Genomic DNA, 15,159 nt, shown 5'->3' with positions numbered 1-15,159 from the left:
CGTTGGAGCGAAATTAATACCTAAAACAAGGAATTACCCTTGATCTTTGGTTTCTTGATCTGGGATCTCCCCATAGAAAAGTATATCTTAACGAGACTTCATGGGCTCCTCCACTGTTTTTTTGTCCCAATTTGGAAACAGTGACATCATAGGAATAGCCGATATCCAATCCACTTGGTAAAGAAATTCCGATGAGACCAATGATGGCTTCGTTGTTTGGCAAATTATTTTTCGTAGGAAGCCCTCTATACCAAACGCCCAATACCAAAGGTTCCAGAAAAAGCTGTGTTCCCACGTCCAATTGATTAAATGGATCTTGCTGTTTGTAATTGAAAGCAAAAGAAACACTTCTTTCCTGACCGATATGAGTGAAATAATCTCTTCCTCCTGGAGCCAAGTCGACTCTATACCCTCCTTGAAGAGATACCTTCATGGGAAGTACGCTAGTCTGGTCGTCTACAAAAGAAATATTCGGTTCGGTTAAGTGATGGGCAGAACCTCCCAGCCAGAATTTGTCATTGTAAAACATCCCGCCTACGGCATAGTCAAAGAAGGAATGTCTGCTGTCTAAAGGGATGCCATTCAATTCATCCGTAATTCCACCTACGGTACCATTTACAATATCGATCATCGAACCAAAAACGAGATCGGAAAAGAATGCATCCCGCTGCATGTAACTCACCTGAGCACCTATTCGGAAAAAGAAGTTTTCGCTGATTCTAAGTCTGTAGGAGTAGCTTAGGCCGATTTCATTGGTAGAAAGATTGGCGAGAGTTTCCTGATTTCCATTGAAAATAAGGCCAATTCCACTGTTGTAGTCAAAAATGTAATGATCGATATAGGCAGAATAGGAATTAAAACTATGGTCCAGTCCAGGCCATTGATTTCGATAATTTACACCTACTCGGGTCAATTCACTGGCTCCTGTCAGGGCAGGGTTGAGATAAAGAGGGGCGGCGTAGAATTGGGAGTATTGGACATCTTGCGCATAGGAATATCCCGCTAACAATAGCGAAACACACATAGCAATACTTCCGATAATTTTCCTCACCATAGCTCTAGCCCTCATGGGCAAAGTTAATATCAATACATTCAAATGATCAGATTCTTTCCACTTAAATGGAATGAACAACTAGGGCTTAGGATTGGGTGAGCAATCGGTCCCGATCAGTTATCGAACCTGAGTATCGAATTGTAACCGAGACATTTTTAAACTCGGTTCAATAATTATACCAAAGGAGCCAAACAGGCTCCCTTGCAATTAAAATTCTATCAAGACCTGATTTCTGGTCAGATCTTCAAACTCCTCACGCTTTCGGATGAGATGTGCTTTTCCTTTCCAAATCAATACTTCTGCCGGTCTTAGGCGACTATTGTAATTGGAAGCCATGCTATACCCATACGCTCCTGCATTTTTGATGACTAGCAGGTCGTTTTGTCGAATTTCTGGAAGCTGACGGTGGGCAGCAAGGGTATCAGTCTCACATATGTAGCCGACAATATTGTATTTTTCCTTTTTTCCGTCTGGATTGCTGAGATTGTAGATATCATGGTAGGCCTCATACATCATGGGTCGAATCAGGTGATTCAGCCCAGAATCAACACCCGCAAAGGTGATAGTGGGAGCGCTTTTTACCACCGTTGTTTTGACAAGAAGATAGCCTGCCTCACTTACCAAAAACTTTCCGGGCTCTATCCAAAGCTCTAGTGGACGCCCATATTTTTGGCAAAACTCTTCAAATGCTTTGCTCACAATTTTTCCTACCTCCAATACATCTGTAGACGGATCACCTTCCTTGTATGCTACTTTGAATCCTCCTCCAAAATCCAAAAACTTCAAGTCAGGAAACTGCATGGCTGCTTCAAAAAGGACATTGCCTCCTCTCAAAAACACCTCAGCATCATAAATGTCTGAACCGGTGTGGATATGAAGACCCCAGATTTTTAATCCATACTCACCTACGGCCTCTACTATCTCAGGCAGCAAGTCTATGGAGATTCCAAACTTACTCTCGATATGACCCACAGAAATCTTGTGATTTCCCCCGGCCATGATGTGAGGATTGATCCGGATACAAGCTGGCACAGTTCCCCCATAGGTTTTACCAAATTCCCGAATCAAGGGAATACTGTCCAAGTTGACCATTACTCCCAGGTCCACTGCTTCCCTGATTTCTTCAAAAGGCACTCCACTTGGTGTGTACATGATCTCAGGAGCCTCGAATCCTGCCATCATACCCAGCTTGACTTCCTCTATGGACACGGCATCTATTCCGGCTCCTGCATTTTTGATCAGCTTCAAGACCGAAAGGTTGGAAAGTGCTTTTGTGGCATACTTGATTTTGAAGGGCACGCTTCGGAATGCCTTCTGTAAAGTTTCGATCTGTTCTACGATCTTTTCGCCGTCATAGACATACACCGGTGTGCCAAATTCATTTGCTATGGATTCAAAAGAGACTCCCTGGATTTGTTGTGGGTTTTGCATGGAATGTATTTTCACAAAGAAGGCACAAAGGTACCCAATACCAGCTGAAAACGGAACCCAAGACCAATCTGCTTCCTTGTTTTGAAAAGTCTTTTTGACATTTCTCCTTTTATCCTTGCGTTAAAACATGTTAACCAATTAAAGCCCCGAGCCATAAGGACTAAATTTGTACCATGTCTAAACGTAGTATCACCCTGATCATTGTATTGATGTCCATGGCCAGCTTTGGTCTGATGGGCTTCCAATATTACTGGGTGAGAAACGCCATCCGGATCAATCAGGAGCGATTTGACCAAAATGTTCTTCAGGCACTTTCCGGTACTATCGAGGAGTTGGAAAAGGGAGAAGCCAGCGGAGTAATCCTCAGTCAGCTGATTAGGGATTCTGCACTTCAGGAGTCACTTTTTAAAAAAATTGATCCCATCGATCTCCAACAAATCCGCACTACCCCCAATTACTCCCGGCCTTCGGTAGTGGACACTATGCTCGCAGGAGCTATGCCGCAGGTCAGTCCTACCTTCCGGAGAATTCTCATGACCCGGGGATTAGATATCACTCTCTTGTCAGAATTGGAGAATTTTTTCACTTATATGACTCCAGAAATTGCTTCCACGATATTCACTCCGGATGAGATGCAGGTTTTGCTGGAGGAAAAAGAAAGACAGCTCGCCTTTTTGAATAATCAGCCTGTCTTTTACTCAAGGAGTCAGACTTTTACACAAGTTCCGGAAGTCATGGCAGAGGTTAATATTGCTGAGGATGTACTGGACAAAATAAAAAGGACCAACTTGAAAATTGATCTTCTCAATAAAGCTTATGCGGAGTTGGCAGAGGGACAGCAGGCGATTTTAGATCGCTTGGATACGGCAGAGGTTAGAAAGCTCCTCAAAAATCAATTGTCGATAAAAGGAATCGGAGAAGAATTTGAATTGGGCTTGACCGGAGACAAAGGGAATCTGATTCCTATCGGAAAAGTAAATGACCCCAAAGTAGTACTTCAGTCTGGTGTCCAGGCTAAGCTTTTTCCAAATGATATTCTGGGGCGGGACAATTACCTTCACATTTACTTTCCGGAGAAAAATACGCACGTAATCCGTCAGGTTTGGCTTCCAATTTCCAGTTCGGTCGTATTTATTCTGGTAATCATCTGGTGTTTTGTCTATGCTATTCAAGTCATTTTGAGGCAAAAAGCCCTTTCAGACACCAAAAATGATTTTATCAACAACATGACCCATGAGTTTAAAACTCCTCTGGCTACAGTAAGTCTTGCCGTAGAGGCACTTCAGGACCCGGAACTCTCCAATCAGGATACCTTCCGAAGCCGATATCTGGGGATTATTAAGGATGAAAACAAAAGGTTGGTTTCCCAAGTGGAAAAAGTTCTTCAAGCGGCCGCCTTGGAAAAAGGAGATTTCAAACTCAAGATTGAGCCTATTGATCTCTCTGAACTGCTTCAAAGTACCATTGATCACATCAGCTTACAAGTAGAAAAGAAAGGCGGAAAGATTGAGCTTAAAGACAATCTCAAGAACCCGATTCTGGAAGGGGATGCTTTTCATCTGACCCATATTTTCAATAATCTTTTGGATAATGCCAATAAGTATTCCACTGAATCTCCCAAAGTATTTTTGGAAGCCAAGGAAGACGGAGATCAGATTTTGGTTATTATCAAAGACAATGGAATTGGGATGAGTAAAGAAGCCCAAAAGAAGATTTTTGATAAATTTTACCGGGTTCCTACCGGAAATGTACACGACGTGAAGGGCTTTGGCTTGGGGTTATCCTATGTCAAGACCATGTTGGAAGCTCATCACGGCGGGATTTTTGTACAATCCGAACTCGGTAAAGGAAGTACATTCACGATAAACCTACCCAAAAGACAATGAGCAAAGCCAAGCTATTAGTAGTCGAAGACGATCCTAATCTGGGTGACATCCTTCAGGAATACCTTCAGATGAAAGGGTACGATACCACCCTCTGCCGAGATGGAGAGGAAGGATGGAATAAATTCAAAAAAGACAAATACGATCTCTGTCTTTTGGATATCATGATGCCCAAAAAGGACGGGTTTACCCTGGCCAAAGAAATCAAAAAAGTGCAGGAAGACCTTCCAATCCTTTTCCTTACAGCCAAAAACCAAAAAGACGACATCATCGAAGGACTCAAAATCGGTGCGGATGATTACCTCACCAAGCCCTTCAGCATGGAGGAACTGCTTCTGAGAATCACTGCAATTCTCCGCAGAACCCAAAAGTCCACTGAGGTAGCTCCATTGAAAACCTATACTTTCGGTGATTTTGTATTGCATTACGACGAGCAATTTATTGAAGGCCCTTCCGGAAAAAACAAATTGACCTCCAAAGAAAATGAGCTGATTCGCTTGCTTGCCTCAGAGATCAATAAGCTGGTCAACAGAAGTCATGCGCTGAAGCAAATCTGGGGTGACGACAGCTATTTCAATGCACGCTCAATGGATGTGTATCTGAGCAAAATCCGAAAAATCCTTAAAGACGATCCCAAAGTTCAGATCATCACCGTGCATGGAGAGGGATTTAAGCTGATTGTGGGAGAAGGATGATTGGAGTATCTAGTATCTAGACGTTAGTATCAAGAAAAAAGCCCTGAATTGAATCAATTCGGGGCTTTTGGTTTAGATTCTTTTTTTCCAGGCTTTTGGATTTTGACTCGTATGAAAGACCGAGACAACATCCACGAATCCTTCTTTTACCAGGTATAAAATCAGAAACGGGAATCGGTTCATGGGATATGCCCTAACCAGCTTTTTGTATCTAAAAGAATAGGCAATTGGATTTTCTCCAATCACATTAAGTGAAAAATCTAAACTCTTTAAAAATTCATCCCCTAGACCCTTTTTTTCGCTTTCATACCATCTGAATGATTCAAGCACATCCTTTTCAGCTTCTTTGGAAAGCTGAACTTTAACCTTCATTTTTTTCAGTGGCCTTTATTCGTTCTTTGACCGAATCCCAAGAAAAAAATTCCATCTCACCACGATGATATTTTTCTAGCCTTCTTTCAAGTTCCTCGATTTGATCAGCCGATAATCCAAATTCTTTTTCATCGGCTTCTTTTAGCGCATTGATTTTTTTCAATACCCCTTCGTCCTGAAGTTGGGTGAGCCATTTTATTAGATCCAGTTTGAGTGCCGCCGCGTCCATTGTTCAAATTTTATTATAATTTAACGAATATCAGACTTTTAAAAGTTTCTAAAAATACAATTCCAAGGACAAACTTTATTTCAAGGCCTTCAAACCAACTCCGCCCCAATCCCGGGACCAACTGGAAAGGTCACTTTTTCAGGAGTAATCACCACGCCTCTTGCCGGGTCTTTGGCCAGGAGCATCGCCCCATCCATATCCACATAGTCCAGAAGCGGAGCAATGTGGGCAATGGCGGTGATTCCGACGGAGGATTCTGTCATACAGCCTACCATCGTTTTCATGCCGAGTGATTTGGCTTCATGGATCATTCGCAATCCCGGCGTGATACCACCTGCTTTGACAAGTTTTACATTGATGGCATGGAATAGCCCATGGCATTTTTTGACATCACTCTCCACGATGCAGCTTTCGTCAGCCATCACCGGTAGTTTGGAGTGTTTGAAGACTTCTTTCATTCCTTCCAGATCGTCTTTACCCAGTGGTTGCTCCATAAATTCCACGCCGAGTCGGGCCAATTTTTCCGAATAGCGGATGGCTTGCTCGGCAGTCCAAGCACAGTTGGCATCGATGCGAAAAACCGCATTTGTATGCTTTCGAAGTTCTTTTACGATCTCCAAATCTCGATCTGTGCCTAGCTTGATTTTGTAAATCGGCCAATCCACCTCTTTCATTTTGGCGACCATTTTTTCCACGGTATCTATGCCGATAGTGAAATTGGTCAAGGGGATATTTTTAGGATCAAGGCGGAGGTATTCGTACAGTTTTTTCCCCTGCTTTTTAGCAAACCAATCCCATGCTGCCAAATCCAATGCGCATTGGGCGAAGGGATTCTCCTCAAAAATCGCTTTGCCCAGCGCCCAAAGCTCTTCGGGTGTTGTCCATTTTCCACCCTCTACCAGAGGTCTTGCTTCTTCCAGGCAGGCACTCATGTTTTCGATAGTCATCCCGTAAAATGGATTGGTGGTGGATTCTCCCAGTCCATAAAATCCCTCTCCCTCAAGCTTGACAATCAAGGTATCCTGCACGTCTCGACTTTGATGGGCGATGGTAAATGTGTGCTTTAGTGGTAGGTCAAAAACTTGGTAGCTTAACTTCATGGTGGGATTTTTGAGTTTGGGCAAAAATAAACCAATTTATTTCTCCCGAATGCCTAGTTTTAATCCTAAAAGAAAGAAAAACTCCCATTTATGAAGAATTTAAGATCCTTTTTGTCCACACTCTTTTTGATGAGCATATCTCTGACGGTTTTCTCTCAAATCTCTTATGAGCGAATTCCTCTAGAGAAAATGGAGGCCGCTTTTGAGCAATATAAGGAGCCTGCAATCACCCATCGGCGATTTAAGCATGCCGATCTTCAGCCTTTGATCCAAAAGCACTCGGGAGCATTCCAAGTGGAGCAATTGGGAGAATCTATTGAAGGTAAAAGTATCTCTTCTATGAAATGGGGAGAAGGAAAAACCAAAGTGATGCTTTGGTCCCAAATGCACGGCAATGAAAGCACGGCTACGATGGCCCTTTTCGATCTGTTTAATTTCCTTGAAGGGAAAAATGACGGTTTTGATGAATTGAGAGCACTTTTCAATGCTGAATTGAATCTGAAGTTTATCCCCATGATCAATCCGGATGGAGCTGACGCGTTCAAGCGTAGAAACTCACTCGACATTGATCTCAACCGGGATGCCATTTCTCAGATTTCGCCCGAGGCCGTGATTTTGAAGTCGGCTAGGGATGATTTCGAACCCGAATTCGGATTTAATCTTCATGACCAGCAGATCTATTACAATGTGGTCAATACGCCGAAGCAGGCCACTATTTCGCTTTTGGCACCAGCCTACAATTACGAAACCGAAATCAATGAGGTAAGGGAAAGAGCAATGAAGACCATTTCGGGCATGAACGAACTGCTTCAGCAGATAATTCCCGGAGGAGTGGGCAAATACGATGATGCCTTCGAACCGAGAGCCTTTGGGGACAATATTCAAAAATGGGGGACCAGCACCATTCTCATTGAGTCCGGGGGCTATCCTGATGACCCGGAGAAGCAGGTCATTCGCAAAATCAACTTCGTCATCATTCTGAATGCGCTGCATCAAATTGCCACAAGAGGCTACGAGCAATACACTACGGAGCAGTATTTTTCCATTCCTGACAATGGGCTTCAGTTGGTAGACCTGAAGATCAATGAGATGCTTGTGGAGGTAAATGGCAAAAAATATCCGATAGACTTGGTGATCAGAAGAAGAGAGTCTGAGGCCAATGGCTCCTATTTCGTTTCTGGATCCATTGATGACTTGGGAGACATGCAGGTGTATTTTGGGTTTGAGGAAATAGACGCTACTGGATTGGAGTATGTAGAAGGGAAAGTATACCCTACTGCCTTTGGATCGATAAACGATCTTTCAGAAGAGAAAGCCCTAGAATTGCTTCGGCAGGGATTTATGGCTGTAAAAGTTGATAATGGCTCGGCTAGAGAACTTCACGGCTTGCCTATCCAAGTATTGAAATCAACGGAGAAACTTTCCGGAGGATGGACGACAAGTTTGGCACCCAATTTCTTTTTGGGAAAAGAGGGAAAGCTGAACTATGCTGTGATAAATGGATATTTGATTGACCTGGAAAACCCAAAACCCCAGCTTTTCAAGAATCGAATCTTATAATTGTTAATTCTGGTAAAAGGCTTTGAAAACCCGTCGATTAGGCGGGTTTTTTGCATTTATATCCTTGTCAAATTTCAGTATATTGATCACAGCAAAATCTGGGAAAAATGAAAAACAACACCTCCGCCATCGTCTTTGCAATTGCTATAATCATAGCCGCTTTTGTCTTGGGAAATGCCGTAATCAATAGAAACCGTCCTCAAGGCACGGTCAATGTCACGGGTTTGGGAGAGCAGAATTTTACATCAGACTTGATTGTTTGGGAGGGAAATTTCACCCGGGAAAGCAGGGACCTTCAGTCGGCCTATTCCAGTCTGGAAAAAGACCGAAATGCCGTCACCCAATACCTAAAATCCAAAGGAATTCCCGAAGATCAGCTCGTATTCAATGCCGTCTCCACCAATCCCCTTTACGAGCAGAATTATTCCAACGACGGACGCTATTTGGGTCAGACCTTTACAGGCTATCAACTGAGTCAGACTTTGGTCATCGAATCCAAAGAAGTGGAAAAAGTGGAGAAAATCAGCCGCGAAGTGACCGAATTGCTCAATCAGGGGATTACCTTCTATTCTCAATCTCCACGGTACTACTATACCCAATTGGAATCGCTCAAGCTGGAAATGGTTGCCAAAGCCACTGAAGATGGAAGAATCCGCGCCGAGCGGATTGCAGAAAACTCCAAAGCCAAGTTAGGCGACCTGATCACTGCCAATATGGGTGTATTCCAGATTACCGGGCAAAACTCAGGAGAAGACTATTCTTGGGGAGGAGCTTTCAACACTTCTTCCAAAAACAAAACTGCATCGATCACGATGAAGTTGGTGTTTGAAGTGGATTGAGTTACCGTTTTGGGAACTTTTTGTTTACCTTTACTTTTTCAGAATGAGAATCATTGCCAAAAGTACCCTTCGAGAGTTTTGGGAACGACATCCTGATTCTGAACAGGCTCTCAAGTCATGGTTTCGTGAATTCGAGTTGGGAAGTTGGAGAACTTATAATGAGCTTAAAGTAGATTATCCCTCTGCCAGTATTCTGAAGGACAATCGTGTGGTATTTAATATCAAAGGGAATCATTATCGGTTGATCGTCAAGTTCAACCTAGACTATCAGACTGGCTGGATAAGATTTATAGGAACGCATGCTGAATACGATAAAATCAACGCCAATATCATCTAACCATGAAACCGATTCATACCGAGGAAGAATATAAAATTGCCCTTCAGCGGGCTGAGGAGCTCTTTGATTCCAAAAAAGGCACACCTGAAGGTGACGAATTGGAGTTGCTGTTGATTCTGATCGACAAGTATGAAAAAGACCATTTCCCGATTGATCTCCCTGATCCTATCGAAGCCATCAAGTTCAGAATGGAACAGCTCCAGATGAAACCCAAGGATTTGGCCGATTTGATCGGATACAAAAGCCGGGTAAGCGAAATTCTGAACCGAAAGCGTAAGCTTACTTTGGACATGATCCGGAAACTTCATGTCAATCTGAATATTCCCACGGATGTATTGGTTCAGGAATATTGAGGGTAATCGTGAAAATTGAAAACATACTTCATCCCCGCAATCTGCACCAAGGACGCTACGACCTCGAAGCCCTTTCGGCTACCCTTCCTGAGCTCAAAGCCTTTCTTTTCACCAATGATTATGGAAACCTGACTTTGGATTTTGCCAATCCAAAAGCTGTCAAATCTCTGAATAGGGCGCTTTTGAAGCATTTTTACCAAGTGGGCTTTTGGGATATTCCCGATGGATTTCTTTGCCCGCCCATTCCCGGCCGAGCAGATTACATTCATCATTTGGCTGATTTGCTGGCGCAAAATAATGCGGAGAAAAGCCCAAAAGGGACCAAATTCAAAGTTCTGGATATCGGTACAGGCGCTAATTTGATCTATCCTATTCTTGGGAATGCAATTTATGATTGGAGTTTTGTGGGCTCAGAATTGAATCCCAAAGCCGTCGAATCCGCCAAACAAATCTTGGCGAAGAACCCTCAGCTTCAGGGTAAAATTGAGCTAAGGCTTCAGCCTGATCCTTCCAAAATTTTTTCCACAATCATTCAACCCGGGGAGTTCTTTGACCTTACGCTTTGCAATCCTCCTTTTCACGAATCGGCTAAAGCCGCTCAGGAAGGCAGTCAGCGGAAAGTCCGAAATCTGACTGGAAAACCGGTTGCCAAGGCTGAATTGAACTTTGGGGGACAAGCCTCCGAACTTTGGACTGAGGGTGGAGAACTGGCCTTCGTCCTAAAAATGATCCAAGAAAGTGTGCAATTCAAAAATCAGGTCTGCTGGTTTACTACCCTGGTATCAAAATCCGAAAATCTCAAACCCATCCAAAATCAGCTCGAAAAGGTCAGGGTAGCGGAGCAGAAAATCATAGAAATGGCTCAAGGGAATAAAAAAAGCCGATTTGTGGCTTGGACTTTTAATTCATTTAGTTGATTTCCAAGTCTATTTTGGACTTTTAGGTTTTTCTGAGATAAAACCACTTATACCTCTTTCCAGCTATTGATTTTTACCAAAAGTCATTCTTGAATTAGCCAAATGGCCAGGGGTCGTAAACTTAATCCATCTTAATTTTTGGTCAACAAAATTTAGATGATTATGAAAAAGATAGGAATGATCAGCTTGCTGGTTTTGCTGAGTTTTGGATTGTTGGCTCAGGAATCTGCTCCAAAGACAGCGAAGGAGTACAGAAAAAGTGGTAACGGAGAGCTTGTGGTCAGTTTGGTGGCTTTTGCTGCCACGATTGGCTTCGTTTCCTACATGTCCACAGGCAATGCAGATTTGGATAGCTACGGGGCCCTTTTTGGGGCAAGTGTAGTTTTGGCGGCCTTGGGAACGGTGACCATAATTTCAGCCAATAAAAATTTTAAAGCTGCGAGAGCACTGGAGGCGCAGGTAGGATTTGTTCCTTTAGGTAATCACCCAATGACCTCTGCCAGTTCTCCGCCGGTCCCCGGCTTGGGGATCAAGTGGAGGTTTTAAATGAAAAAGGCCTGAAATTCAGAATTCCAGACCTTTTTTCTACTTCCTCTGATTAGCCATTCAGCGTGTATTCGGAGCTGATTTCCATGTTTAAGGCTTTGGATATCGGGCAATTTTCCTCAGCATCTTTGACTTGCTTGGCAAATTCCTCTTCGGAGATTCCATCTACCTGGGCCTTGAGGACCAAGTGGGATTTTTTCAAAGTACCCTCCTCAAAAGTAATTTTTGAGGTGACTTCCAGGGATTGTGGAGGGAAGTTGACCCCGCTGAGGTTGAAACTGAGCTTCATGGCAAAACAGCCTGCATGGGCTGCTGCGATCAATTCCTCTGGATTGGTGCCTACTCCGTCTTCAAATCGGGTGTTGAAAGAATATTGAGTATCCTTAAGAACTGTACTGTCGGTGGTCAAGTGGCCGGAGCCTTCTTTGCCACTTCCTTTCCAAACGGCGGTTGCTTTTCTGATCATGGGATTAAAGAGTTTTTATGGTGAAAAGATACAGAGTAAAGGAAATTTTAGAGGTTAAAGTTTCTTGAGATTAATTTTTCGAGGATATTTTAAAATCGGAGAGTTTATTTCATTCGAATAGAAAGGAAAATTTTCTCACAGAATTCACTGATGTCCACAGATCTTTTTATCTGTGAGATTCTGTGGAATCTGTGAGAAATCCATTTTAAACTCTTGTGGAATAGCTATGCTTTTTTTTTCAGCCTGAGGAACACCTCCAGGTACTGTTTTGTCACATAATCCCAATTGTATTTTTGAGTCAGTCCAGACCTTGCCGAATTTCGAAGATGGTCCATTTGTTCCTCCTCTTCCTCTGCTTTTTCCACCACTTTTTTCACCGCTTCGACATTTTTCTCAAAATACCATCCATGTTTGCCGTTTTGTAGCATTTCTTGATTGAAAGGCGTATCCAAAGCCAAAATCGCACAGGCATAGCCCAAGGCTTTCAACATGGCCGGATTCGTGCCTCCATACTCATGTCCATGGAAATAGGCAAAACAATGAGAATACAAGGATGCCAACTCCTCTGGATCGGTCACATAACCCGTAAATAGCAACCTCGGATCCTGAATGTTTTTCAGCCGATTGGCCCAAGGATCTGAAAATGGCACATCTCCTACGATCACCAGTTTTCTCTCTGAATTTGACTTCAAAAACCCTTCGATAATCAAATCCGCATTGTTGTCCGGCACGAGCCTGCCTACAATCAAAAAATAGCCTCTGCTCTCCAGATTCCATTTTTCCAGTGGTTCGGGCCCCACATGTTCTCTTGGATTTGCTCCATAGGCAATGACTTGGGAGTCTTTTTGGAAAAGCTCCAGATACACCCGCCGCATCTCATCCGAATCATTGATGAGTTGATCATAGAATTTAGTCGCCATTTTTGAAGCCCAGAAAAAATACTTAGCGCCAAAGCCTTTCCATTTCGGCCTGAGCCATTCCAGTCCATCCACATTGATAGCGGTGGGTTTCCGGAAGATTCTGGAAATAATTCCAAAAGGACCATTACCCGAATTCACTACAAAAATCACATCCACATCCGAAAAGCAGGCGTGAAGCATCGAGAAAAAGGTATGGGTCAATTGGGTCAGACTTTTGGACTCGATTGCTGGTGTATAGATGCATTCTATGCCATTGACAAATCTTGGTCTTTCCTTGAATAAGGCCCGGTGATTGTACACTCGGACGTGCACTCCCTTTTGTACCAAGCGCTCTCCAAGTTCTTTGATCATCGTATCGTATCCCCCGTATACGTAGGGATAGCCTTTGGCACCCATGATGGCTACTTTCAGTTTCTTTTCAGGTGCTGCCATAGGTGCTTGATGATTTTTTGTTCGAAGGACTCCAGGCTGAAGGACTCTAAGACTCTTTTTCTCCCGGACTCTCCCAGGGTTTTTCTAAGCGAGGGGTTGTCAATCAATTGGGAAATAGCCTCAGTTCCAGCACTTACATCATGGATTGGAATCAGGAATCCGGTTTCCCCTTCCAAAACCATCTCGGAGGCTCCCCCTGATTTTGTTGCAATTACAGGCTTCCCGGCAGCCATGGCTTCCAAAATCACTGTTGGGAAAGAATCAGGAAGGACCGATGGCAGGACAAAGATATCCAAGGATGCCATCACCTCGGGGATATCTTTTCGAAAGCCTAAATAGCTGACTCTAGACGCTAACTTCTTGTTTCTAATCTCTTTTTGGATTTCTTCCAAAATGGATTCATAGCCAGGAAAAGGGTCCCCGACTAATACGAAATGGGCTTTGGGATATTTTTTGGCCACCTTTTCAGCCATTTCCAAGAAGAAGAGCTGTCCTTTTCCCGGGTTGATGCGACCGATCATTCCGATCAATTGGGTGTCCGGACTAAGCTTCAGTTCAGATTTTAATGATCCTTCTGCTTCCAAAAATGCGTCATAGGGAATTCCGTTGGGGATTACCTGCACTTGTGCTTTTTGGAGCTCTGTCTGCCAATGATCGGCAACGGCCTGGGAGACTGCGATGGGGTGAGGGGTGCTGCTGTCCAGCATTTTGGCCAAAAGCTTGACCAAAGGTGCGGGGCCCGGAAGGATCTCGTGGATATGCCAAATGTGGGGAAGATGATTTCGCTTGGCCCAAATGGAGCCTATGACCACCGCCAAGGTATTGGAATAAACCAGTTCAAAGGAATATTTCCGGTGAAGCTGGTTCAGGAAGCGATAGGCTTTCAGATTCTTTTGGACCCGGTTAAAAATGCCTCCCGGATTCACGTACTTTCTCCTCAGAATCCCCAGGTTTTGGACATAAACAGGAATATCCATTGCCTGCAAGTCGGACTGAATCGGACCTTCATTGGTGAGGACCACGACTGGAGCTAGTCCCTGATTTTGGTAAAAGCGGAGGACTTGAAGGATGATTTTTCCTGACCCATAGCCCTCAGAGCTGCTTTGCAAAAAAAGGATATGTCGGGTTTTAGCCATTCTTTTTCCCATAAATTCCCAAAATTCCGGATTTTCCAAAAAGAACAGAAAGGGCTTCCAAGCCTGTAGCAAAAGGTAAAAGCAACCCAATTCCCAAGATTAAGCCAAGTGTTTTTTTACGTTTGAGCCGATAGATGAGGTTTTCCCGAAATCCAAATCTGCTCATCAGTGCCTGAAGCATCCCCAAGATGCCGAGATGTACGGAAAAACCCCGCTGACCGATGGGAGAAACCCCTATTTTTTGGAGTTCTTTTTCAAGGCTTTTGAAATTCCAATGAGTCAAATGCTTGGGAATATCCCAATGCATCCAATTTGCTCTACCAATTTTTGCCTGCCATGAATCAGCTCTGGGAACTTCCAAGTAAAGAATTCCGTCTACCGCCAGGTTTTGCTGAACCAACTCCTTCAAAAGACTCATGGGCTCAGGAAGGTGCTCAAGTACATGGTTGAGTGTGATCAAATCAAAGTTTCCGGATTCGATTTTTCCTTGAGAATAAAGGGAAGTCAAAACTTGGACTCCATAGTTTTCCTGAGCAAATCGGGCTCTCTCAGGCTCTGTCTCTATCCCCATACCCTTCCAGCCCAAGTCTTTGGCTACTTTCAGGAATTGTCCTTTTCCCGAACCAAAGTCCAAAAGTTTTTTTCTCTCAGGAACTAGCTTGGATGCCTTGCGGAGCACTTTTCGGGCTTCGGAGAAGATGATTTTTTCAAAAATGGAGGCTCGGTTATCCACCACGGCATAGATCTCATCCCGGTACAATTCCTCCCATTGAAGATCCTCCGGAATGAAGGTCCACTGAATCCCACATCGGGGACAATCGCAAAGAAAATGAGGAGCTGGAGAAAAAGTAGGGGCAGTGTGACAGACCGGACAGGATACTTGCCGCAT

At 43.7% G+C, this 15,159-nt stretch carries 17 protein-coding genes; 8 read left to right on the top strand and 9 right to left on the bottom strand.

The window, feature by feature from the left end:
- Nucleotides 1–13 precede the first annotated feature (13 nt).
- Nucleotides 14–1,069, bottom strand: coding sequence for a PorP/SprF family type IX secretion system membrane protein (locus tag AAA942_RS10530; RefSeq protein WP_338220229.1), 1,056 nt, complete (start codon nt 1,067–1,069; stop codon nt 14–16).
- Between the two features lie 192 nt (nt 1,070–1,261).
- Nucleotides 1,262–2,485, bottom strand: a complete 1,224-nt coding sequence (gene lysA, locus AAA942_RS10525; RefSeq protein ID WP_338220228.1) for a diaminopimelate decarboxylase — start codon at nt 2,483–2,485, stop codon at nt 1,262–1,264.
- A gap of 173 nt (nt 2,486–2,658) precedes the next feature.
- Here lysA and AAA942_RS10520 point away from each other — a divergent pair, with 173 nt between their 5' ends.
- The gene (locus AAA942_RS10520; protein ID WP_338220227.1) at nt 2,659–4,371 is read left to right on the top strand and encodes a sensor histidine kinase; all 1,713 of its coding nucleotides are present in this window, start codon (nt 2,659–2,661) and stop codon (nt 4,369–4,371) included.
- A complete protein-coding gene (locus AAA942_RS10515; protein WP_338220226.1) occupies nt 4,368–5,063 on the top strand; it encodes a response regulator transcription factor in 696 nt (231 codons plus the stop codon). The genes AAA942_RS10520 and AAA942_RS10515 overlap by 4 nt, the downstream gene beginning before the upstream one ends.
- Nucleotides 5,064–5,135: 72 nt before the next feature.
- Here the strand turns inward: AAA942_RS10515 and AAA942_RS10510 are convergent, their stop codons facing one another.
- The 3 genes from AAA942_RS10510 to AAA942_RS10500 all read right to left on the bottom strand — a co-directional run bounded on the left by AAA942_RS10510 (nt 5,136) and on the right by AAA942_RS10500 (nt 6,764).
- The gene (locus tag AAA942_RS10510; protein ID WP_338220225.1) at nt 5,136–5,435 is read right to left on the bottom strand and encodes a type II toxin-antitoxin system RelE/ParE family toxin; all 300 of its coding nucleotides are present in this window, start codon (nt 5,433–5,435) and stop codon (nt 5,136–5,138) included.
- A complete protein-coding gene (locus tag AAA942_RS10505; protein ID WP_338220224.1) occupies nt 5,425–5,598 on the bottom strand; it encodes an addiction module protein in 174 nt (57 codons plus the stop codon). The genes AAA942_RS10510 and AAA942_RS10505 overlap by 11 nt, the downstream gene beginning before the upstream one ends.
- Before the next feature lie 155 nt (nt 5,599–5,753).
- Nucleotides 5,754–6,764 (bottom strand): dipeptide epimerase, encoded by a 1,011-nt coding sequence (locus tag AAA942_RS10500; RefSeq protein WP_338220223.1) that lies wholly within the window; start codon nt 6,762–6,764, stop codon nt 5,754–5,756.
- A 90-nt stretch (nt 6,765–6,854) separates the two neighbouring features.
- Between AAA942_RS10500 and AAA942_RS10495 the strand changes: the two genes are divergently transcribed.
- The 6 genes from AAA942_RS10495 (at nt 6,855) to AAA942_RS10470 (ending at nt 11,316) form a co-directional block, all read left to right on the top strand.
- A complete protein-coding gene (locus AAA942_RS10495) occupies nt 6,855–8,324 on the top strand; it encodes a M14 family zinc carboxypeptidase (protein ID WP_338220222.1) in 1,470 nt (489 codons plus the stop codon).
- A gap of 107 nt (nt 8,325–8,431) precedes the next feature.
- Complete coding sequence (locus AAA942_RS10490) at nt 8,432–9,163, top strand: SIMPL domain-containing protein (RefSeq protein WP_338220221.1); 732 nt, start codon at nt 8,432–8,434, stop codon at nt 9,161–9,163.
- Between the two features lie 43 nt (nt 9,164–9,206).
- Entirely contained in the window at nt 9,207–9,500 is a 294-nt protein-coding gene (locus AAA942_RS10485; RefSeq protein WP_338220220.1) for a type II toxin-antitoxin system HigB family toxin, read from the top strand.
- Nucleotides 9,501–9,502: 2 nt separating this feature from the next.
- On the top strand, nt 9,503–9,853 hold the full coding sequence (locus tag AAA942_RS10480; RefSeq protein ID WP_111391512.1) for a helix-turn-helix domain-containing protein: 351 nt from the start codon (nt 9,503–9,505) through the stop codon (nt 9,851–9,853).
- A gap of 8 nt (nt 9,854–9,861) precedes the next feature.
- Nucleotides 9,862–10,770, top strand: a complete 909-nt coding sequence (gene rlmF, locus AAA942_RS10475) for a 23S rRNA (adenine(1618)-N(6))-methyltransferase RlmF (protein ID WP_338220219.1) — start codon at nt 9,862–9,864, stop codon at nt 10,768–10,770.
- Between the two features lie 162 nt (nt 10,771–10,932).
- On the top strand, nt 10,933–11,316 hold the full coding sequence (locus AAA942_RS10470; RefSeq protein WP_338220218.1) for a hypothetical protein: 384 nt from the start codon (nt 10,933–10,935) through the stop codon (nt 11,314–11,316).
- Nucleotides 11,317–11,368: 52 nt separating this feature from the next.
- Here AAA942_RS10470 and AAA942_RS10465 read toward each other — a convergent pair whose 3' ends face one another.
- From AAA942_RS10465 to AAA942_RS10450, 4 genes are all read right to left on the bottom strand, one after another.
- A complete protein-coding gene (locus AAA942_RS10465) occupies nt 11,369–11,782 on the bottom strand; it encodes an OsmC family protein (RefSeq protein ID WP_338220217.1) in 414 nt (137 codons plus the stop codon).
- A 224-nt stretch (nt 11,783–12,006) separates the two neighbouring features.
- On the bottom strand, nt 12,007–13,134 hold the full coding sequence (locus AAA942_RS10460) for a glycosyltransferase (protein WP_338220216.1): 1,128 nt from the start codon (nt 13,132–13,134) through the stop codon (nt 12,007–12,009).
- Complete coding sequence (locus tag AAA942_RS10455; protein ID WP_338220215.1) at nt 13,110–14,270, bottom strand: glycosyltransferase family 4 protein; 1,161 nt, start codon at nt 14,268–14,270, stop codon at nt 13,110–13,112. The genes AAA942_RS10460 and AAA942_RS10455 overlap by 25 nt, the downstream gene beginning before the upstream one ends.
- The gene (locus AAA942_RS10450; protein WP_338220214.1) at nt 14,263–15,159 is read right to left on the bottom strand and encodes a class I SAM-dependent methyltransferase; all 897 of its coding nucleotides are present in this window, start codon (nt 15,157–15,159) and stop codon (nt 14,263–14,265) included. The genes AAA942_RS10455 and AAA942_RS10450 overlap by 8 nt, the downstream gene beginning before the upstream one ends.

The organism is Algoriphagus sp. oki45 (assembly GCF_036245605.1).
Taxonomy (GTDB): domain Bacteria; phylum Bacteroidota; class Bacteroidia; order Cytophagales; family Cyclobacteriaceae; genus Algoriphagus.
Note: the sequence above shows the minus strand (reverse complement) of the source record. Positions and strands in the feature narration are given on the sequence as shown.

Excerpts from the sequence above, each read along its gene's own strand:
- AAA942_RS10485 (WP_338220220.1), top strand. The coding sequence starts at position 9,207 with ATGAGAATCATTGCCAAAAGTACCCTTCGAGAGTTTTGGGAACGACAT.
- AAA942_RS10455 (WP_338220215.1), bottom strand. The coding sequence starts at position 14,270 with ATGGCTAAAACCCGACATATCCTTTTTTTGCAAAGCAGCTCTGAGGGC.
- AAA942_RS10520 (WP_338220227.1), top strand. The coding sequence starts at position 2,659 with ATGTCTAAACGTAGTATCACCCTGATCATTGTATTGATGTCCATGGCC.
- AAA942_RS10490 (WP_338220221.1), top strand. The coding sequence starts at position 8,432 with ATGAAAAACAACACCTCCGCCATCGTCTTTGCAATTGCTATAATCATA.
- AAA942_RS10530 (WP_338220229.1), bottom strand. The coding sequence starts at position 1,069 with ATGAGGGCTAGAGCTATGGTGAGGAAAATTATCGGAAGTATTGCTATG.
- AAA942_RS10465 (WP_338220217.1), bottom strand. The coding sequence starts at position 11,782 with ATGATCAGAAAAGCAACCGCCGTTTGGAAAGGAAGTGGCAAAGAAGGC.
- AAA942_RS10510 (WP_338220225.1), bottom strand. The coding sequence starts at position 5,435 with ATGAAGGTTAAAGTTCAGCTTTCCAAAGAAGCTGAAAAGGATGTGCTT.
- AAA942_RS10500 (WP_338220223.1), bottom strand. The coding sequence starts at position 6,764 with ATGAAGTTAAGCTACCAAGTTTTTGACCTACCACTAAAGCACACATTT.
- AAA942_RS10460 (WP_338220216.1), bottom strand. The coding sequence starts at position 13,134 with ATGGCAGCACCTGAAAAGAAACTGAAAGTAGCCATCATGGGTGCCAAA.
- AAA942_RS10495 (WP_338220222.1), top strand. The coding sequence starts at position 6,855 with ATGAAGAATTTAAGATCCTTTTTGTCCACACTCTTTTTGATGAGCATA.
- AAA942_RS10470 (WP_338220218.1), top strand. The coding sequence starts at position 10,933 with ATGAAAAAGATAGGAATGATCAGCTTGCTGGTTTTGCTGAGTTTTGGA.
- AAA942_RS10515 (WP_338220226.1), top strand. The coding sequence starts at position 4,368 with ATGAGCAAAGCCAAGCTATTAGTAGTCGAAGACGATCCTAATCTGGGT.
- AAA942_RS10480 (WP_111391512.1), top strand. The coding sequence starts at position 9,503 with ATGAAACCGATTCATACCGAGGAAGAATATAAAATTGCCCTTCAGCGG.
- lysA (WP_338220228.1), bottom strand. The coding sequence starts at position 2,485 with ATGCAAAACCCACAACAAATCCAGGGAGTCTCTTTTGAATCCATAGCA.
- AAA942_RS10450 (WP_338220214.1), bottom strand. The coding sequence starts at position 15,159 with ATGCGGCAAGTATCCTGTCCGGTCTGTCACACTGCCCCTACTTTTTCT.